Origin of the sequence: Lentibacter sp. (assembly GCF_029254145.1) — a bacterium.
Lineage (GTDB): Bacteria > Pseudomonadota > Alphaproteobacteria > Rhodobacterales > Rhodobacteraceae > Lentibacter.
Window position 1 is genome coordinate 1 of sequence record NZ_JAQWYD010000100.1, and the last position, 19,000, is coordinate 19,000.

Sequence of the window (19,000 nt, forward strand, 5' to 3'; positions counted from 1 at the left end):
AGCCGCCAAAGCTCGGTTATCAAAGGCCCGCAGATCACGCTTGAACCAGACAACTTGCAGGTCTTGCCCCCTCATAGCGTCTCGATCTCCTCCAGCGTCTTCGCGGCGCTCTGAAGGTACTCTTGCTGCTTTATCTCACTCATTCGCCCCCACGTGGCATACATTTGCCCAAGACGGGGGTTGCCCCGCAGCTTGCCTTCATTGCGGACGAGAAAATCCCAGTAGAGAGCATTGAATGGACACGCCCCTTCACCTGTCTTCTGGCTCACACTGTATTTACAGCCGCCGCAATGATCCGACATCTTGTTGATGTAGTTTCCGCTCGCCGCATAGGGCTTTGAACCCAGAAAACCACCATCGGCAAACTGGCTCATGCCAATCACATTGGGCGCTTCCACCCACTCATAAGCGTCAGCATACACAGCCAGATACCATTCATGGACTTGCTTGGGATCAATTCCCGCCAGCATGGCAAAATTTCCTGTCACCATCAGCCTCTGGATATGATGCGCGTAGGCCTCTTGACGTGTCTGGCCAATCGCGGCTGCCATACACGCCATACCTGTTTCACCTGTCCAGTAAAGCCGGGGCAGATCACGGCGCGCACCAAGGAAGTTCTGATCAGTATAGCCCTCAGGCTTAAGCCAGTAGATTCCACGCATGTATTCGCGCCAGCCAATGATCTGACGAATAAAACCTTCCACAGCATTGAGCGGAGCCTGCCCCTCATAATAAGCGCGCTCCACCCGCCGACAGACTTCAAGCGGATCAAGAAGCCCGATATTAATATATTGCGCCAAAACAGAGTGATAAAGAAACGGCTCCCCTGTCAGCATCGCATCTTGATAATCGCCAAAACGCGGCAAAGCCTCGCGGGTAAACTGCTCAAGCGCCTCAAGAGCCTGTGGCCGCTCTACCGCAAACCAAAACCCGTCCAAAACGCCAAAATGCGCCCCTCGCTCGCGCTCCACCATCTCAAGCACATCTTGAGTGATGGCGTCAGGCTCCACACGAAAGGGCTGCGGCATAAACAAATCTGCCTTAGCTGGCTTGCGGTTTTCGGCATCAAAGTTCCATTGTCCGCCTTCTGGTTGATCACCTTGCATCAAGAGTCCCGTCTTGCGCCGCATCTCGCGATAGAAATACTCCATCCGAAGCTGTTTGCGCCCGTCGGCCCAGCTGGCAAATGCTTCTCGCGTTGCCAAAAACCGCGCATCAGGCAAGACGACAAGCGGCACAACCCAGTCTTTGCTCACCGCTTCAAAGGCCGCACTGACGCGCTGCTCTCCCGCCTCAGTCATGACAACGCGCTCAAACCCGCCTTCCTCCAACAAGGCAGAAACTTCACCGGTCAAAGAGCCGCAATTATGTTCATCATCCAGCCTACGATAGCGCACATCCCAACCGTCAGCAGAAAGAGCTTGAGAGAAATGACGCATTGCTGAGAAAACGAAGGCCAGTTTCTTCTTGTGATGCAAAACGTATGAGGCCTCCTCAGCCACCTCCGCCATGAGAACAACTGAATTTCCCGCAGAGCTCGCCTCAAGCGCGCTCAATGCATGACTGAGCTGGTCGCCAAGGATCACGATAAGGTCTTTGCCCTGCATAGAAGTCTCGCTTTGCTCTCTTTGAGAGCAATACGCAATCCAAGGCCCACCAGACCAAACAATTGATAAAAAAGGAAGCTGGCGGACAGGAAGGGATTCGAACCCTCGAGACGGTCACCCGCCTACGCACTTTCCAGGCGCGCGCCTTCGACCACTCGGCCACCTGTCCGAGGTCCGTCTATCGAAAAAGCAGGTGGGCCTGCAAGCCCAAACTGCCCAATCTTCACATCAAATGCAGGTTCACGCGACGGTTCTGTTTGCCCTTGCTTTCAATCTTACCAAGACGCAAGCCACCGATCTCGCTGGTGCGCGCCACATGGGTTCCGCCGCAAGGTTGCAAATCAATTACTTCACTGCCCTCTCCGATCTGAACAAGGCGAATTGCCCCACGCCCGCGTGGCGGCGCAACACTCATGGTTTTCACAAGCGACGGATTGGCTTCCAGTTCCGCTTCACTGATCCACGATTGGCTCACAGGTAAATCACTGTCTACAAGTGCATTGAGCGCCGCCTCAACGGCCTCACGGTCTTCTGGCGGTTCTGGCATCAAGAAATCAAGCCGCCCCTTTTCCGCACCAATCTGCCCTCCGGTTACAGGCAGTGGCAAAATCACCGATAAAAGATGCAAGGCCGTATGCATCCGCATGAGTCTATGGCGACGCTCCCAATCAAGATGCTGGACAAGCTTCACACCCACATGTGGCAAAGCCATAGGCGCGGCTGGTACGAGCACAATCGCCTCACCATCGCCTTTAACAGTCGTCGCAATCTCAAGCTCTTTGCCATCCCAAACGACACTGCCACTGTCCCCAGGCTGCCCACCACCCGTCGGATAGAAAATAGAACGGTCCAGCACAATCCCGCCCTCGGCAGTATGGGCAACAACTGTGGCGGCCATATCTCTTAAATAAGCATCTTCGCGAAATAAGGCCTCGGTCATTTACCGCCTCCGTTTTTATCGTCATCTGACGTACTTTGAGCACGATTTACCTTTGGCTTCGCGGCTTTTGGCGGCTTTGCCTCAGCCTGCGGAACTGACGGAACAAGCGCTTCCGGATTGCGGATCCAAATATCACGCTGACTAAACGGAATTTCCACACCCTCTTCTTTAAAGCGGCGCGCAATTTCATGGTTCATGTCAGACCTGACCGAGAGAACAAAATTCACATCTCGCAAAATCGCACGAATTTCGAAATCAAGGCTATCCGCCCCAAACCCTTGGAAGATTACATTTGGCTTCGGGTTCGCCAATACCATCGGATGCTCTTCTGCAATTTCAAACAAGATTTTCTCAATCTTGCGCGTGTCGTTCCCATAGGCAACGCCAACAGGAACAATCACGCGCCCAACGGTATTTCCGCGGGTGTAGTTGGTCACCTTACCACTGATCAAATCCGCATTCGGCAAGATAACATCTGAGCGGTCAAACGTCTCAATACGCGTAGAGCGCACAGAAATATCGCGAACGGTACCATGGGTTCCGCCCACTTCAATCCAGTCTCCCTCAGATATTGGACGCTCAATCAGAAGAATGATCCCAGAGACAAAGTTTGACACGATATTCTGAAGACCAAAACCAATCCCGACTGAAAGCGCACCAGCCACAATCGCGAGGCTCGAAAGATCAATTCCTGCACCAGTGATGGCTGCGAGTGCGGCCAAGAATACCCCAATATACCCAACACCAGAAACAAGAGCGTTCTGGCCGCCAATATCCATCTTGGTCTTGGGGAGAACGGTGTTTTTCAAGGCGCCCTGCAACACGCGCGTAACTATGTAACCAATCGAAAAAACAATCGCAAAAGTCAGGAAGGCCCCCGCTGTGATCTTCGTATCACCAACAGTAACCCCCTCCCGCGCTGAACTCCAAAACTCGGAAATTCGCGCATCGCTTGTGCCCCAAATTCGGAAGAACTGCGGCAAAGCCACCAACAGCAGAACGAAGCCCGAGAGCGTCGGTAACAGCCCATCGCGAGCATCGTCCGCCCCGCGCCTCACCACAACCCAAAGCTCCGCCACCACCCGCTGGGCAAGGATAAGCAAAGCAATAAGCACAAGTGTTTCAATGGATTGGAAAACAATTGTTTTGCCAGCCTCAAAATAGCCAACAGCCGTTATGAGAGCCCCACCGAGGCCCGCCAGAATAATAACGCGCCCGAGAAGCCCGTACATCCGGTCCACATAGCGTGGCACTTCGTCAGCGCTGGCCGCCGCAACAACTGCAGCAGAATGGAGCCGAAGAAGGCGTCCTAGCCGCCACAGCAAATAGCCACCAGAGATCACAAGCGGGAAATAAACAACAGCATTCGCGCTGCTCGACCAGCTGTCATAGCGAGAGAACTCATCCAAAACAAAGCTCAGGCCGAAGACAGTACCGAGACCGATCACAATATATCGGCCCTTGGTATTTTGAGCCTCTGTCAAAGAAAAACTGTGAAAGCTCCGATCTGCAGGCGCAAACGCAAAGGCGCTCAACCAAACGGAGACGATGATAAAGAAGCCCCCTTCGATCACTGCACCAAGTAACGGATCGATCCTCAGACCAATCAGCTCGGAATAATAGACAGCAATCGCCAAACCAAACAAACCGAGCGTCGCAACACCAAGCTGCACCACCGAAAGCACGAACGCTGTCAGCCACCCTCTCGCCGTGCTGCGCTGGCGCACAAAACGCTCGCTCAGCGCACGAACCCAACGCCAGCCAAGTAGCAAAAAGACAATTGAAACAGCTACAATCGCGATGAACCGAGGCAAATTGCTAATAAACGCCTCACGTTGGTTCGGATTGTTCCAACTGCTGACAATCTCCCCGCGTGTGCTGACAAGAGAGTTCTTGAAAGTGCCCCAGCCACGCGACCACAGCGTCGGATTGAGCGGGCTTGGCCCTCGTTCCAAGAAAGCATTCGTTTGTCGCTCTGACAGGATACGGTCAATTTCACCAATGAGCGCATCCGCACGGCTCTGTGCCACTTCTGCCCGCTTACGCGGGGCTTCCAGCTCTGCAAGCCTTGCGTTCAATGTCTCTCTTTGCGCCGCAATTTCTTCTGGCTCCAGCCCCGTCTCAGGTGCAGGACCCAGTGCAGATATCTGAGCCTGAACCGCCGCAATTGTGCGCACATTCAGATCTTTTGCCCCAACAAAATCAGCACGCCAGCTGGTCAGATCAGCGCGCAGGTTCTCCAGGACTGTATCTGAGGCGCGTCCCGCTTCGACAGCATCTTCAATGCGCGTAGCCAAGGTCTGCCATGCTTCGTAATCAGGCTTCGCTCCATTTCCAGTCTGCGCCAAAGTCGGCGTACCCAGAAGCAACAACGCAACAATAAGCGCCAGTAAGCCTCGGAAAAGAGGGTGTTTCAAGATCATTCCGTTTCCTCAAATACATCTGGGATGTCTCGTGCTGCGCGCTCCATCCACTCAGGCACAGGCAGGCCCTTTTCATGCAAAAATTCTGGGTTAAAAAGCTTGGACTGGTAGCGCGTGCCATAGTCGCACAGGATCGTCACGATGGTATGACCTGGCCCCATTTCACGTGCCATACGCACAGCACCAGCAATATTTACGCCCGAGGAGCCACCAAGGCAAAGCCCTTCCTCGGCCAAAAGATCAAATACATAAGGCAAAGCTTCTTCATCAGGCACTTGATACGCCATATCTGGCCTAAAGCCTTCAAGGTTCTTGGTGATGCGTACTTGCCCAATGCCTTCGGCAATCGAGCCGCCCTCCATCTTGATTTCACCCGTCGTGTAATAGCTAAACAGCCCAGCCCCCATCGGGTCAGCAATCCCGATCTTTACACCCTTCGGCTGCAAGACCATTCCTGTACCAACAAGTGTACCGCCCGAGCCAACTGCGCAGATAAACCCATCAACCTTGCCACCTGTCTGCTCCCAGATCTCAGGGCCAGTGGTTTCGATATGCGCCTGTCGGTTCGCAACATTATCAAACTGGTTCGCCCAAATTGCACCGTTGGGCTCTGTCTTGGCCAGCTCCCGCGCGAGGCGCTCGGAGTAACGCACGAAATTATTCGGATTGCGGTAAGGCGCAGCAGGAACTTGCACAAGCTCTGCCCCCGCAAGGCGCAACATCTCTTTTTTCTCTTCGCTTTGCGTCTCAGGGATCACAATAACCGTCTTAAAGCCCATCGACGCCCCTACAAGCGCAAGGCCAATGCCCGTATTGCCTGCCGTGCCTTCAACAATCGTGCCGCCTGGCTTCAGCTCTCCCCGCGCAATCGCATCTTTGATAATATAAAGCGCTGCACGGTCTTTGACCGACTGGCCCGGATTGAGAAACTCGGCTTTGCCATAGATCTTACAGCCCGTCTCTTCGCTAACTTTTCTAAGCCTGATCAAAGGCGTGTTGCCCACGGCTTCTGCCAAATTTTGTGCAATTTTCATAGGCTCTCTCCCTGGGCGTTATGCGCAACAACCTAGGGCTTCAAACACCGCACCACAAGCAACTTAGCCCGCAAAAATCACATGTTCCAAAGAAGAGGGCTTTCGCACAAAACTATCCTGCCCTAAGCCGTTCTCGCTCTATCTTAAGCCAGAGCAACAAGTGCAAAAGAGGCCCGATATTTATCTCGCCAGTTTTCATCAATGCTTCCGCCGCATCAAAACTCAGAACGTGGCTTTTAATGTCTTCAGCCTCGCTCTCAAGGCCACCCATTCCCGCGACACTATCGGGCAAATCGCACAAACCGATAAATGTATGGAAATATGTGCTGACCTCTCCAGGAGACGGGTAGTAGGACGCGATAGGCTCAAGCTGGCCCAATATGAGCCCCGCTTCCTCGACACACTCCCGCCGAGCCGCCTCTTCTGGCGTTTCCCCAAGATCCACACGCCCCGCAATCGGCTCGAGTGTCCAAGGCAGTGGATCACCGCGCCCCAAGGGCCCCATACGAAACTGTTCAATAATCAAAACCCGATCTCGCACAGGATCATAAGGCAAAACGAGCGCAGCGTCCCCAGTCAGAAACACTTCACGCTCCATCTCATCACTTTGCGTTCCGTCGTAACGAGGATGGCTCAAGCGCAACGTATCGGTGCGAAAATACCCGATATGGCTCAAACGCCCGCCGTGCAGAGTTACGCTCTCGATGGAATGCGCCGCTCGCAGTGTCGCAGGGCTTGGGTTACTTTGTGCAAGAAAGGTCGAATAGGCGCGCGCCCTGATCCGCCCGAAGTAGCGCCCCAATTCATGTGGAGCCACCTGCCCCATCAATCCCATAATCTCGCGCGCCGAGTGTTGCGTCACAGGCCAATGCAGAGCGCTCCATTCCTTCAGGCTCCAAGGCTCCGCTGCTTGCCAAAGATCCGGCTCAGGAAAGTAAACCAGAGCTTCCTGCCCCGCAATCTCAACAGGCAAAAGGCGATATCCAAAGCCAAGCTCATAGTAATCAAGCCGCGCCAGCTCTTCAGGGGTCACGTCGCTCAGCAACAAACCGTCGCAACCGCTTCCACTTTGCTCAAGGATCAGCGGAAAGTCGTGCCCCTCGGCCCGCGCTACACAATATCCATCAAGGGACACTGCGCTCAATCGGTCGTGTGGCACATGCCCCAAGACAATTTCAAGGAGTCCCAAGTGCCGGAGCGTTCCGTATAGAAAGACTTTTTTCACCGGCTGCTTCGCCTTCTATCTCAAAAATTAGCGCCAGCGGCGGCTTATAAACTCAGCAAAAAGGCCCCCAAAAAGTCCGCCCATCACCAAGGTAATCAAAACATTGACCCGCAAAAGTTCGGCCGAATATTCAATCGCCAACTGCACCATACCGACAAGAGCCTCCATCGGCCCATCAAACTTACGGTCTATCGACAACTTCAACATTTCCCATAAGGCATGCGCAAAGACACACCAAAACACCGCTGCGGCGATAGCCGTCAGTCCCAACCCCAACGAAACACTATATGGATTGCCAACGCGTGCGCCGAGCATGGTCCAGCCCACTGAAGCCGCGATAAAAACATTGATCTCACGCAAACGCCCAAAGTTAAGATCAGGCTCTTGTGACAGCATTCCCACCATGACCATTTCACTCACAACGTAAGCGATAATGGCGAGACATACGGCTGAGAGCAATCTGGCGGCAGTGGGCATCTAGTCTAACTTTTCAATTGTTATCTGAACTACATCGCAGTTACCGCCATGAAACGACGCGGCGCAAGAGGTTAGGTAAAAATTCCACATCCTACGAAAACGCTCATCAAAGCCCATCGGCGCGATTTCACCCCACGCGCCATTAAAACGTTCATGCCAACGGCGAAGCGTTTGCGAGTAACTCTCACCAAACTCAAGAACCTTTGTTTCAGTAAGCCCTGCGCGCGCTATTTCCGCCCGCAAAGCTGTCTTTGATGGCAGCATACCGCCGGGAAAAATGTATTTCTGGATGAAATCTACGCCCTTCCGGTAGATTTTGAAGCGTTCTTCTTCCAACGTAATGATCTGCAAACTTGCTCGCGCTTTAGGCTTCAAACACGCTCTCACCTTCTCAAAGTAAACTGGCCAGTACTTTTCGCCAACAGCCTCAAACATCTCGATAGAAGCAATCCCGTCATACTGGCCTGTCTCATCTCGGTAGTCTTGCATTTTCAGCGTGACAAGATGAGAAAGACCAGCCTTTTCAATACGCTCTTCGGCGTACTTCAATTGCTCTTCACTGATGGTCAGCCCCGTGACGCGCAGACCACACTCGCCCGCAGCATATTCAGCAAACCCGCCCCAACCGCAGCCGATCTCCAACACATGATCGCCAGGCTTGACCTCCAAAGCATCCACAAGAGCAGCATATTTTGCGCGCTGCGCACTCTCAAAACTCTCCTGCCCACTCTCAAACAATGCGCTCGAATACGTCATGCTCTGGTCAAGCCATTGAGCATAAAAGGCATTGCCCAGATCATAATGATAAGAAATGTTCTTGCGCGCCTGCCCCTTGCTGTTGGAGCGCATCAAATGGCGCAGCCTTTCAAAGGCCTTCACAAGCCCCTTGCCCGGAAAACCGCGATAGAGGATTTCGTTGCCCGAATTCATCAGGTCAAGAAAAGCTTGAAGGTCAGGAGATGACCACCCTTCATCAAGATAAGCGTCACAAAATCCAAGTTCGCCTTCGCGAATAAGGCGTGCAAACACATCTGGGTCGTGAAGATGGACCTCCGCCACAGGCCCCGCCGTCGCACCTTCTGCGCGAAACCGCCGCCCATCAGGTAACACCACATCCAAACGCCCCACGGGCATCTGTTGGGCCAACGCGAACACCCGCGCAAAATACCTCGGCAGATCGGCCTGACCTTTGGTTTCTGTCAATATCATAAATGCACCTCCCCTTGGCGCAGCCCCTTCAGGCTAATTCGCGCCTGACTGTCTCGCAAGTTTTCAATCATTTAGAACTATAGGCGGCCAAAGCCCGTTCACGGCCTTCCTTGAGGCCCACGATAGGCTGAGGTCGTACCGCCTTGGGCGACAGCCCTGCACTTTTTGGAATGCTCTCATAAAAATCTAGAGCCGTTTCAGGCGCCTCCCGCTGCCCTTCGGCAACCCAGCGTTTAAAATACCGCCGCTCAGGATCAAACTTCTGCAACTGCGTATCCGGATTGAACACCCTGAAATACGGCGCCGCATCAGGCCCGCTTCCCGCAACCCACTGCCAACCCATCGCATTATTTGCAGGATCAAAGTCAATCAACTGATCCGCAAACCAGCGCTCACCCACGCGCCAATGCACCATCATATGCTTGGTCAGATAGCTTGCCGCCACCATGCGCGCACGGTTGTGCATCTTGCCCGTCACCCAAAGCTCGCGCATTGCCGCATCTACAAAGTCAACGCCCGTACGGCCATATTTCCAGGCCCATACCTTGGCCTCAGTCTCATCTTCGCTCCACGGAAAGCTGTCCCAGCCCTCGCGCCAGTTGTCTTTCAACATGTGAGGCGTATGAAACATCAGGTGATGCGCAAAGTCGCGCCACCCCACTTGCCGCAAGAATGGCTCAAGCCCGCGCATCCCTGCTGCCGTAGCGGCCTGCCCAGTCGTCCAGATACTGCGCGGTGAAATCTCTCCATAAGCAAGATTGTCAGACAAATCAGACGTCCCCGCTGTCGCAACCTGATCTCGCGCAGCCTTATAATGGCTCGCGCGTTCGTCCAAAAACCGTGTCATCTTCACCCAAGCCGCCGCCTCACCCGCCGTGCTGTGGCGGGCCAAGACAGACGCACCGCGCCGCAAAGCGCTAGAGAGCCTCCAATCTTGCAAATTCTCACTTGCGGGCCATGCCACAGGTGGCAAAAGCTTGGCAGGCTCAGGCAAAGGTGCAGTCACACCCAAAGGCTCAATCGCGCGCCAGAATGGCGAGAAGACCTTGTAATAGTCGCCCACTTTGGTTTTGACCGTCATCGGCTCATGCAGCAATTGTCCCGCATGACTCTCCGCAGCAAGTCCATCTGCACGCAGCGCCGCCTTTACATCTGCATCAATGTGGCGAGACACAGGGTCATATAACCTTCCCCAATGAACAGCGCCCGCGCCCGTCTCAGAGACAACTGCACGTAAAACACCAAGCGCTTCGCCTTTGCGCAACACAAGTCTGAGTCCCTTGTGTTCAAGTTGAAGAGCCAAGGCCTTCAAGCTCTGCTCAAGCCGCCAACGTGGCGCCGCGCCAAGCTCTTCAGAGCGCGCCTCGTGAATAAACAACGGAATGACAGGCCCCTTCGCCGCCGCTGCCGTCAGAGCTTCATTGTCAACCAAGCGCAAATCGCGCCTAATCCACCAAATGGATGTTACTGTGGTATCGCTCATTAGCCCTCGCCCGTCTCTTTATTCGTTTACGGGCATGGGCCGCTCACAGATCACAAAACGCGATCAAGAGCCTCCATTAGCTGCTGCACCTCAGCCTCGCTCGTATAGTGCACAAATGACAACCGCAATACCCCCTTCTCAGGATCAACACCCATCGCCTTGAGCGCGCGCACAGCGTAAAAATCGCCTCCGCCAGCCATCACCCCATGTGCCGCAAGCTCTGCCGCCACAGGCTCCCCTGCCTGTGCCAATTCAAGCGCAACTGTAGGCGCGCGCCCAGCCGCATGAGACGGCCCAATAAGGCGTACTGAGTTTTTTGCGTTCACATAATCAAGCAAAGGCTGCAAAAGCTTCACTTCATGAGCTCGCATCAAGTCATGCACACCCGTCGCCTTTTCAGCCGCTGTTCCCGTGATACCATGATGAAGCGCCAGCGCGTCGGCATAATCCGCCATGCCCGCCGAGGCAGCAACCTGTGCATGATCAGGCCCCGCAGGAGTAAACCGTTTGTAGAGGCTGCCCGCGTTGAAATAATGCCCTTGATTGGGCAGCGTCTCGCCCAAAGCACGCCGCATCACCATAATGCCTTGGTGCGGACCATAGGTCTTGTAAGCAGAAAACAGATAGATATCAGGGCCCATCAAGCCCACATTGGGCAAACCGTGCGGCGCGTAGCTAACTCCATCCACACAGACAAACGCCCCCGCCGCATGCGCGAACGCAGTGATTTCAACCACAGGATTGATCTCACCCACAACATTGGAACAATGTGGAAAGCAAACAAGACGCACCTTCTCGTCCAAGAGCGCCTCAAGCTTGGCAAGGTCAAGATGCCCAGTCTCAGGGTCAACCTGCCATTCACGCACTTCAAAGCCTTCATCCGCCAAACGTCTCCATGGACCAGTGTTGGCCTCATGGTCCTGATTGGTCACAACAATGGCGTCACCCGGCTGCATAAACTGGCGGAAAGCATTGGCCAGAACATAGGTGTTCTGCGTGGTTGATGGCCCAAAGCTCAGCTCATCAGTCTCGACCCCCATCATAGCGGCCAGCCGCCTGCGCGCCTCGTCCATCTCTTCACCACCAAGGCGCGAAGCCTCATAAGGCGCATATGGCTGGACTTTACGTTCGGTGTAAAACCGCGTGAGGCGGTCAATCACGGGCTGACACGTATATGAGCCGCCCGCATTTTCAAAAAACGCCTGCCCCTGAAGACTCTCCTGCGCAAACGCAGGGAATTGGCCGCGCACAAAATCAATATCAAGCATGAAGGTCTCTCCTCGGTTCATGGTTTTAAAGGGGCCTCCGTCAGATGGCCCACTCTCTATGGCAGGTCCTCCAGCCGAGCGCCCCGAAACCGTCAACAACCGGGTCGCAGCCGCAAGAAGTTCAAAAACCAAAAGCGACAAATCATGGATATCCCGCAAGAAAGCGCTGGGTCAAGAGCATGAAACATCACACACCTAATGTGCCAAAATGTCGCGGATTAGGCGAGCGGGTGTCGCATTTGGCGGGCAGGCCGCGCCACCAACGCTCTAAATGCTCAAATATAGAGCGCAGCGTCTAAGAATTACTCAAATGCGCCAAGTTGTTTTCTAATACAGAAATCGAAACGGGGACACATATGTCAATAAAACCACCCTTCACAGATCTTGAGATCAAAAAACAGGAGGCAGGCTTTTACAAAGACAACAGCCTGCCCATCGCACTCATCAGCAAATTGGTCATGGTAGCACTCGTGCTCTGGGCCCTTGTCTGGCCCGCAAATGCCAACGCAACCTTGGGAAGCTGGAACTGGAGCCTGCTTGAAAGATTCAACGGCTTCTACATTGTCATCACAGGCTTCTTCGCCTTCTTTCTTCTCGTGATCGCCCTCTTGCCAAACACTGGTAAGCGTATCATGGGAACAGCGGGCCAAACGCCCGAATTTTCGAACTTCTCATGGTTTTCCATGATGTTTGGCGCCGGCCTTGGTGTCGGCCTGATGGTCTTTGCAACAGCTGAGCCGATCGGCCTCTGGGGCTCAAACCCTGAGATCCTTTCGGGCGCGGTTGAAGCAAGCAGCGTGGAGGCGATCCAGTCAGGCTACCGCTATACCTTCCTACATTACGGCTTTCACGCTTGGTCAATCTATGTCGTGACAGGTCTCAGCCTAGCCTATTACGCCTATACACGCGATATGCCACTCACCATCCGTTCTGCTCTGACGCCACTCTTTGGTGCGCGGATCAACAGCTCTTTTGGCCATATTGTCGATGTTCTGGGCGTTGTCGCCACAGTCCTCGGCGTCTCCGTAACCATCGGCTTTGGTGTCAGCCAATTCATTGACGGAATGTATGCCATTACCGGAATGAGCTGGATGATGGACATGACAGGGGAAGTACCAGCCCCGAACAAAGTCGGTCTGATCGCTGGCTTGGTGATGATCATGGGTCTGTCCATCCTCTCGGCCGTTTCAGGCGTCGGACGGGGCGTGAAATACCTCTCCAACCTTAACTTGGTCCTGTCGATCATCCTGCTGTTGGTGTTTGTGATCTTTGGCTCATTTATGTTCGCATTGAGCACCTTTGGGTCAGCTTTTGTGGATTATATTCTTCACTTCGCGCAGCTCAGCTTAGGCGCATATGGCCCACAATCCGCCGCCGACTTTGCGGCGGCCCTACCCGAAGCAGCAAAACCACTGGCTGCTGATCTCAGCGCCGCCCAAGGCGCTTGGGGAAGCTTTGACGGCTTCGTTGCAGGCCTGACAGGCGCCGCTGCAGAGCTTGACGAAGACACACTCAAAGCCGTCTACGCCGCAGGCGAAGGTGGGCGTCAATTTGGCTGGCAAGCGGGCTGGACAACATTCTACTGGGCTTGGTGGATTGCCTTCTCGCCCTTTGTTGGCCTGTTCCTTGCGCGCATTTCAAAGGGCCGCAGCGTTCGTGAGTTTATCATCGGCTGCGTTCTGGCCCCCTCACTCGTGTGTTTTGCCTGGATGACAATCCTTGGTGGCACAGCCATCGATCTAGAGCTGACAGGCGGCGCAGATGGGGCCATCATCGGGGCCTCCAACACAGCAAAGCTCTTTGTCACGTTGGGTCAAATGCTTGACGGTGGCTTGCTCACAGCCATCTCGATCATGTGTGTGGTGCTGATCATGACCTTCCTTGTCACATCAGCAGACTCAGGCATCCTCGTGATGAACACGATCATGTCAGGCGGCGAGCAGGAAACAGGTGTCAAACATCGCATCGTTTGGGGCTTGATCCTCACCGCAGTGATCGGGACGCTCCTCGCTGCGGCTGGCGAGAACAACCCGATGGATGCGCTGCGCAATGCCATGATCATCGGAGCACTGCCCTTCACGGTGGTTATGGGTCTGATGTGCGTCGCCCTTGCCAAAGCGCTCTATCGTGACGGCCTTCGCGAAAAAGCGGCCAAACAGCCCGCCGAGTAACATCACGCATTCACAAAATCAAAAACGGCGCCGCATCACCACGCGGCGCCGTTTTCTTTTAAAGTCACTGAGTAAGACCCTACTTTTTGCCTCAAATATCTGAGGGCGCCTAAGAGAGACGCTTCCCCTCCAGAGGGGCGCGGCGCAATGCCTAACGTAAAGCCGCCGCCAGCTTTTCTCCATTGGCCTTAATCTCGGCCATGTCCCCCATGACGCCTGCAGGCCCCATGCGCTGCCCCTCATGGCGCGGCAGAATGTGGAAATGCAAATGAAAGACTTCCTGCCCCCCTGCCGCTTCGGAAAACTGCTGCAAGGTGATCCCATCCGCGCCAAAGGCTTTCATAGCGCCGTTGGCCAAAGTGTTCACGGTGCGCATGCAAGCAGCAAGCTGCTCGGGACTCGCATCCAGAATGTTGCGACACGGCGTCTTTGGAATAACCAGACAATGCCCAGGGCTGCGCGGCATAATATCCATAAAAGCAAAGGTCTCATCGTCTTCGTAGACCTTGAATGATGGAATTTCTCCTCGCAGGATTTTGGCAAAAATATTGTCAGTGTCATAGCTCATAGCATTGCTCCCAAAACGCATTTTCCCAATCTCTTTCACAAATCAAGCCCACCGCCAAGCGCCTTGGGCAAAAAGAAAGCCGCCCCAAAGGGCGGCTTTCAAAGCAGTCATTTAAACGTCTCAGGCGTTCACATCGACAACCACACGGCCTTTCACTTGGCCTTTGAGAATATCGCGGCCAAGCTGTGGCAGATCGCTGAGCGTGGCGGGCTGTACCATCGCTTCTAGCTTATCCATCGGCAGGTCTTTGGCGATCCGCTCCCAAGCTCGCAGACGGTTGTCATAAGGCTGCATTACAGAGTCGATCCCCAAGAGGTTCACACCGCGCAACAAGAACGGAATAACAGTGGCCGGCAAGCCAGCACCCCCCGCAAGGCCAACAGCCGCAACAGATGCGCCATATTCCATCTGGCCCAAAACACGAGCCAGCATATCGCCGCCCACGGCATCAATGCAGCCGCCCCATGTTTCGCCTTCCAGCGGACGCTTCACGGTTTCGTTCAGCTCTTCGCGCGCCACAATCTGGGTTGCGCCAAGCGACGTGAGGTAGTCTGCCGTTTCGGGCCGCCCCGTCACTGCAGCGACCTTATAACCGAGGTTTGCAAGGATCGCCGTGGCCACAGAGCCAACACCGCCAGCCGCACCCGTAACAAGGACAGGCCCTGCCTTGATGCCGTGATCTTCCAGAGCCATAACCGCCAGCATCGCGGTAAAGCCCGCCGTGCCCACAGCCATAGCCTGACGCGTATCAAGACCCGCAGGCAGCGGCACAAGCCAGTCCGCCTTCACGCGTGCCTTCTGACCATAGCCGCCCCAATGTGCCTCACCCACGCGCCAGCCCGTGAGAACAACTTTGTCCCCCGCCTTGTAGCGCGCATCACTTGACGCCTCGACCGTGCCCGCAAAGTCGATACCTGGAACATGCGGATACTTGCGAACAAGCCCGCCACCTGGACCAATGCAAAGCCCGTCTTTGTAGTTCACAGTCGAATACTCGACAGCAACGGTCACATCGCCCTCAGGTAGGTCTGCCAGCGTCAGCGGCTTGACCGCTGCGCTCGTTTTTCCAGTCTCTTCATCTTTTTCAACCACTAGGGCGTTAAATTCACTCATCTCGTCCTCTTTCTTCTAAATCCAGAATGTCTCGCGTACAGTTGCCACGCGCACACCCGCAGGGGTGATCACATCCACTTCACTGCCCTCGTCCCAATGCGTCATACGCACCATTCCGATGGAAACATTTGTCGCAAAATCAGGAGAATAGGCAGCAGAGCTAATGTTGCCCACCTGCTTGTCACCCACCATAATCGGCCAAAGCCGATCGCAAGGCGGCACAGCATCCCCATGAATTTCCACAGCGCGTATCTGACGCACAGGGCCTTCCTTAGCGACGCGCAGCAAAGCGTCACGCCCCACACAGCCAATCGCGCTATGTGTGTTGCAAAACTTCCCAAGCCCGCACTCATGCGGTGTGTTGTCATCGGTCATATCGTTGCCATAGCTCAGAAGACCGCCCTCGATCCGCTCGATCAGGTTGGGGCAGCCCGCATGAATATCATGCTTCTTGCCCGCTTCCATCAAAGCGTTCCACAGCGGCATCCCGATATCACTGCCTTCAACATAAATCTCAAAGCCGCCCTGCTTGGAATAGCCAGAGCGCGCAACAGCCAGCTTACGGCCTTGAAACTCGAGCATCGCAAAGCGGAAAAAGCGGATATCGCGCACAGCGTCGCCAAAGACATCCGCCATCACATCATCTGCCTTCGGACCTTGCACACCGAGCGGGCTCACATCCGGCTCATCGACAAGCACATCCAGACGATAGCCATAGGCGATGCCCTTGACCCAAAGTAGCAAATCACTGTCCGCAATCGAAATCCACCAGCGATCTTCCGCCAGCTTTACAGCCACAGGGTCATTCAACATCCCGCCCGTCTCATCGACGATCGGAACGTAGTAACACTGACCAACCTGCATATTGCGCAGATCGCGTGGCGTGAGCATTTGCATCAACCGCGTGGCGTCAGGCCCGCGCAACTCCACTTGGCGCTCACAGGCCACATCCCAAAGCTGAACTGCCTCCTTGAGGTGGCGGTAGTCTTCCTGAACCGTGCGAAAAACGGTTGGCAAAAGCATACGGTTGTAAACCGTATAGCCTTTCACACCTGCAGCCTCCACACCCTCACTAAAGGGTGTGCGGCGCAGGCGACGCGACAAAGCGATTAATGCCATTAACGGGGGCCTTTCCAATCAATCTGGCAGATTTCGGCGCTACGACCGTCAAAATCCCAGACACGCCCAAAAGCGCGCACACGTCCCTGTGTGGCCTTGGCCACAGTGATATCAGGACCCATCCAATATTCTGTATTGGTCACAACGATGTCTTTACCGTCCTTGCCCTCAACAGGAATAACCGAACCCTTGATCTTCTTTCCAACCATCAAGCGGCGCTCTTTGCCGACGGTTTCAAAGGTGATCGGAGCGCGCTCGGCGCCCAAGAACTCGCCCACAAGCAGGCCAAAAAGACCCGTTGTCCCACGCGCAGCACCAGAGAAGATCGCAACAAGCGCCTCATATTGGTCGTCTGTCGCACGCTCATCAATATAGGCTGCCGCTTTCCAGTTTCCGCGGCCCATATTGCCTGGAATCTCAAGGAAGAGGCCCACATTGAGGCCCGAAAGGCTGACGCCGCCGTATTCGCCATCGTCGATGCGAACGCCCGACCAAGCCTGACAGTGGCCTTCCGTGGGCGGGTGCGTGCCAAGGCTTACAACACAGGGGCAAAACACTGTGCAGTTGCAATTGAGAATAAGTTCGCCCTTGATCTCCCAAGGGATCGTACCAACTTCACCATCTAAAGCCATGTTATTCCTCCACTAAATGAAAGCGCCAACCAGCGCAAAAAGCCCCCAGCCAATGAGGCCATACCCCAAAGGTCGTGTGAGCCAACGCCCAATATCGGGCAGTTTCTCCAAAATCATCATCACAGTCGCCAGTCCCATGAACGCAAGGTTCATCACACCGCCCACAAATCCGAGCAGCATCAAAGCCCAGCAGCAGCCAAGGCAAACAAGCCCCAACCGCAGCCCGTTGCGCCATGCACCCTCGTCCCAATGCTGCATAAAAAAGCTGATCGGACGGCGGCACTTGCTCAGGCACGCTTCTTTGAGCGCCGAAAACTGATACAGCCCTGCACTGATCAAAAGCCCGGCCGTCAGCAAGGGCGACTGGCTCTGCCCCAAAAGATCAACAGCGCCAATCTGGGTCAATCCCATCTGCACACCTGCCGCAACTAGCGCAAACCCAAGCCACACAGCGAGATACCCAGACACGAGCGCACCGAAATTGCCTTGTCCTGTTGAGCCCACAAGATCGTCATAGGTTCCAAAAGCGGGCAAAGCCGTCGGTGCCATCATCGCAGCCGACATCAGCGCCCACATGAAAAAGAGCCTCACAAGACCCGCTGCATCCGGCGAAACAGTGCAAAGGGCTTCCCAAAAGTCCGCACCGTAAAGCCTTGAAAAACTGCGCATTTCCGCAGGGATAGCCATCGCAAATAGAGCCGCCCACGCCAGAGCGATCACGGCAAACAACGTCAGCCAGTGCCATCCGGTCATGGTCTTTATGCGGTCCACAAGCATTTTTTCCTCACGCGACTCAGGTCTTGAATGCAAATGTCAGACAATTTATGCTCGCCGTAAAGAGTGAATTGTCAGACAAATGAAAAAACCCAAGCCAAAGCCCGCAGATCTCTCCGCAAAGATAGCCAAAAACATCCGCGACGCCATTATTTCTGGTGCGCTCATCGTGGATGAGAGGCTGCCCTCAGAGGCCGATCTCTCCGAGCAGTTCAATGTGTCCCGTCCCACTGTCCGCGAAGCCCTAAAGCGCCTCGCAGCTCAGTCCCTCATTCGCACACAGCGTGGGGCCACGGGCGGCGCATTCGTCAATCGCATCAGCTTCCAAGACGCCTACCCACAGCAAATCACCACATCGACACTGCTGCTCAGCATGAATGATGTGAGTTTTGATGTCGCCTGCGAAGCCCGTTACACCCTTGAGCGTGCCTGCGCGTCGCTCTCGGCCGCGCGCCGCACTCCAGACCAGCTTGCAAGCATGCGCACCGAGATTTTCCGTCAGTCCCAACCCGCATTATCGGATGAGGCGTTCTGCGCTTCAGATGTCGCCTTCCACCGCGCCCTCGTTGATGGCGCAGGAAATCCTGTGCTCTCCTATCAGCTCGCAGGCGCCGTCGAGGCCATGCAACCCCTGATGAACATGATTACCTTCACAGCCCGCTCCCGCGCGGCAATTATTGATCTGCACAGCCAGATCGCTGATGCGCTGGAAGCCAGTGATGCTCCGCGCGTCGAAGCCTGTCTGACAGAGCTTGAGCGCTACACAAAAGAGCTCGCCCAAAACGTACTCGCCGCCCGAGAAACTCGCACCTGACACGGCGTAAAAATCACGTACAGACGGTCACAGCCTGTCTTGCAAATCGCTTCTCAAGCTCTATATTAGACCTGTCTCCTCGGGGACTATGAACATAAACGCGCTTGTAATAAGCGGATCGGACCCGGGGGCGGTACCCGGCG

At 54.8% G+C, this 19,000-nt stretch carries 16 protein-coding genes, 1 tRNA gene and 1 other RNA gene; 3 read left to right on the forward strand and 15 right to left on the reverse strand.

The genetic code is table 11. The features are described from left to right. Nucleotides 1–71 precede the first annotated feature (71 nt). The 10 genes from P8O11_RS11385 to P8O11_RS11430 all read right to left on the reverse strand — a co-directional run bounded on the left by P8O11_RS11385 (nucleotide 72) and on the right by P8O11_RS11430 (nucleotide 11,666). Nucleotides 72–1,607, reverse strand: a complete 1,536-nt coding sequence (locus P8O11_RS11385) for a cryptochrome/photolyase family protein (RefSeq protein WP_300294285.1) — start codon at nucleotides 1,605–1,607, stop codon at nucleotides 72–74. A 79-nt stretch (nucleotides 1,608–1,686) separates the two neighbouring features. Beyond that, nucleotides 1,687–1,776: transfer RNA gene (locus tag P8O11_RS11390), tRNA-Ser, on the reverse strand. 54 nt (nucleotides 1,777–1,830) lie between these two features. Next, the gene (locus tag P8O11_RS11395; RefSeq protein WP_300294287.1) at nucleotides 1,831–2,547 is read right to left on the reverse strand and encodes an alanyl-tRNA editing protein; all 717 of its coding nucleotides are present in this window, start codon (nucleotides 2,545–2,547) and stop codon (nucleotides 1,831–1,833) included. Then, complete coding sequence (locus P8O11_RS11400) at nucleotides 2,544–4,970, reverse strand: DUF3772 domain-containing protein (protein ID WP_300294288.1); 2,427 nt, start codon at nucleotides 4,968–4,970, stop codon at nucleotides 2,544–2,546. The genes P8O11_RS11395 and P8O11_RS11400 overlap by 4 nt, the downstream gene beginning before the upstream one ends. After that, on the reverse strand, nucleotides 4,967–6,004 hold the full coding sequence (locus P8O11_RS11405; RefSeq protein ID WP_300294289.1) for a cysteine synthase A: 1,038 nt from the start codon (nucleotides 6,002–6,004) through the stop codon (nucleotides 4,967–4,969). Before P8O11_RS11405 ends, P8O11_RS11400 begins: the two co-directional genes overlap by 4 nt. 112 nt (nucleotides 6,005–6,116) lie before the next feature. Beyond that, a complete protein-coding gene (locus tag P8O11_RS11410) occupies nucleotides 6,117–7,229 on the reverse strand; it encodes an NUDIX domain-containing protein (RefSeq protein WP_300294291.1) in 1,113 nt (370 codons plus the stop codon). A 27-nt stretch (nucleotides 7,230–7,256) separates the two neighbouring features. Further along, entirely contained in the window at nucleotides 7,257–7,706 is a 450-nt protein-coding gene (locus P8O11_RS11415; protein ID WP_300294293.1) for a TrgA family protein, read from the reverse strand. After that, nucleotides 7,707–8,915, reverse strand: a complete 1,209-nt coding sequence (locus tag P8O11_RS11420) for a cyclopropane-fatty-acyl-phospholipid synthase family protein (RefSeq protein WP_300294294.1) — start codon at nucleotides 8,913–8,915, stop codon at nucleotides 7,707–7,709. 67 nt (nucleotides 8,916–8,982) lie between these two features. Beyond that, nucleotides 8,983–10,398, reverse strand: coding sequence for a deoxyribodipyrimidine photo-lyase (locus tag P8O11_RS11425; protein WP_300294296.1), 1,416 nt, complete (start codon nucleotides 10,396–10,398; stop codon nucleotides 8,983–8,985). 50 nt (nucleotides 10,399–10,448) lie between these two features. Further along, entirely contained in the window at nucleotides 10,449–11,666 is a 1,218-nt protein-coding gene (locus P8O11_RS11430) for an aminotransferase class V-fold PLP-dependent enzyme (RefSeq protein ID WP_300294298.1), read from the reverse strand. A 356-nt stretch (nucleotides 11,667–12,022) separates the two neighbouring features. Between P8O11_RS11430 and P8O11_RS11435 the strand changes: the two genes are divergently transcribed. Next, entirely contained in the window at nucleotides 12,023–13,837 is a 1,815-nt protein-coding gene (locus tag P8O11_RS11435; RefSeq protein WP_300294300.1) for a BCCT family transporter, read from the forward strand. Nucleotides 13,838–13,988: 151 nt separating this feature from the next. On the opposite strand, the gene P8O11_RS11440 is transcribed toward P8O11_RS11435, so the two are convergent. From P8O11_RS11440 to P8O11_RS11460, 5 genes are all read right to left on the reverse strand, one after another. After that, on the reverse strand, nucleotides 13,989–14,405 hold the full coding sequence (locus P8O11_RS11440) for an HIT family protein (protein WP_300294302.1): 417 nt from the start codon (nucleotides 14,403–14,405) through the stop codon (nucleotides 13,989–13,991). A gap of 120 nt (nucleotides 14,406–14,525) precedes the next feature. Continuing rightward, nucleotides 14,526–15,518, reverse strand: a complete 993-nt coding sequence (acuI, locus tag P8O11_RS11445) for an acryloyl-CoA reductase (protein ID WP_300294304.1) — start codon at nucleotides 15,516–15,518, stop codon at nucleotides 14,526–14,528. Nucleotides 15,519–15,533: 15 nt separating this feature from the next. Continuing rightward, nucleotides 15,534–16,637, reverse strand: coding sequence for a dimethylsulfoniopropionate demethylase (locus P8O11_RS11450; RefSeq protein ID WP_300294306.1), 1,104 nt, complete (start codon nucleotides 16,635–16,637; stop codon nucleotides 15,534–15,536). Continuing rightward, a complete protein-coding gene (locus tag P8O11_RS11455; protein ID WP_089888530.1) occupies nucleotides 16,637–17,269 on the reverse strand; it encodes a DUF1326 domain-containing protein in 633 nt (210 codons plus the stop codon). Before P8O11_RS11455 ends, P8O11_RS11450 begins: the two co-directional genes overlap by 1 nt. A gap of 12 nt (nucleotides 17,270–17,281) precedes the next feature. Further along, on the reverse strand, nucleotides 17,282–18,022 hold the full coding sequence (locus tag P8O11_RS11460; protein WP_300294309.1) for a DUF2182 domain-containing protein: 741 nt from the start codon (nucleotides 18,020–18,022) through the stop codon (nucleotides 17,282–17,284). A gap of 103 nt (nucleotides 18,023–18,125) precedes the next feature. Here P8O11_RS11460 and P8O11_RS11465 point away from each other — a divergent pair, with 103 nt between their 5' ends. Next, complete coding sequence (locus P8O11_RS11465; RefSeq protein ID WP_300294310.1) at nucleotides 18,126–18,857, forward strand: FadR/GntR family transcriptional regulator; 732 nt, start codon at nucleotides 18,126–18,128, stop codon at nucleotides 18,855–18,857. Between the two features lie 35 nt (nucleotides 18,858–18,892). After that, nucleotides 18,893–19,000, forward strand: a transfer-messenger RNA (tmRNA) gene (ssrA, locus tag P8O11_RS11470); the annotation flags it as partial.

Coding starts and splice junctions, on each gene's coding strand:
- P8O11_RS11385 (WP_300294285.1), bottom strand. CDS start 1,607: ATGCAGGGCAAAGACCTTATCGTGATCCTTGGCGACCAGCTCAGTCAT.
- P8O11_RS11395 (WP_300294287.1), bottom strand. CDS start 2,547: ATGACCGAGGCCTTATTTCGCGAAGATGCTTATTTAAGAGATATGGCC.
- P8O11_RS11400 (WP_300294288.1), bottom strand. CDS start 4,970: ATGATCTTGAAACACCCTCTTTTCCGAGGCTTACTGGCGCTTATTGTT.
- P8O11_RS11405 (WP_300294289.1), bottom strand. CDS start 6,004: ATGAAAATTGCACAAAATTTGGCAGAAGCCGTGGGCAACACGCCTTTG.
- P8O11_RS11415 (WP_300294293.1), bottom strand. CDS start 7,706: ATGCCCACTGCCGCCAGATTGCTCTCAGCCGTATGTCTCGCCATTATC.
- P8O11_RS11420 (WP_300294294.1), bottom strand. CDS start 8,915: ATGATATTGACAGAAACCAAAGGTCAGGCCGATCTGCCGAGGTATTTT.
- P8O11_RS11425 (WP_300294296.1), bottom strand. CDS start 10,398: ATGAGCGATACCACAGTAACATCCATTTGGTGGATTAGGCGCGATTTG.
- P8O11_RS11430 (WP_300294298.1), bottom strand. CDS start 11,666: ATGCTTGATATTGATTTTGTGCGCGGCCAATTCCCTGCGTTTGCGCAG.
- P8O11_RS11435 (WP_300294300.1), top strand. CDS start 12,023: ATGTCAATAAAACCACCCTTCACAGATCTTGAGATCAAAAAACAGGAG.
- P8O11_RS11440 (WP_300294302.1), bottom strand. CDS start 14,405: ATGAGCTATGACACTGACAATATTTTTGCCAAAATCCTGCGAGGAGAA.
- acuI (WP_300294304.1), bottom strand. CDS start 15,518: ATGAGTGAATTTAACGCCCTAGTGGTTGAAAAAGATGAAGAGACTGGA.
- P8O11_RS11450 (WP_300294306.1), bottom strand. CDS start 16,637: ATGGCATTAATCGCTTTGTCGCGTCGCCTGCGCCGCACACCCTTTAGT.
- P8O11_RS11455 (WP_089888530.1), bottom strand. CDS start 17,269: ATGGCTTTAGATGGTGAAGTTGGTACGATCCCTTGGGAGATCAAGGGC.
- P8O11_RS11460 (WP_300294309.1), bottom strand. CDS start 18,022: ATGACCGGATGGCACTGGCTGACGTTGTTTGCCGTGATCGCTCTGGCG.
- P8O11_RS11465 (WP_300294310.1), top strand. CDS start 18,126: ATGAAAAAACCCAAGCCAAAGCCCGCAGATCTCTCCGCAAAGATAGCC.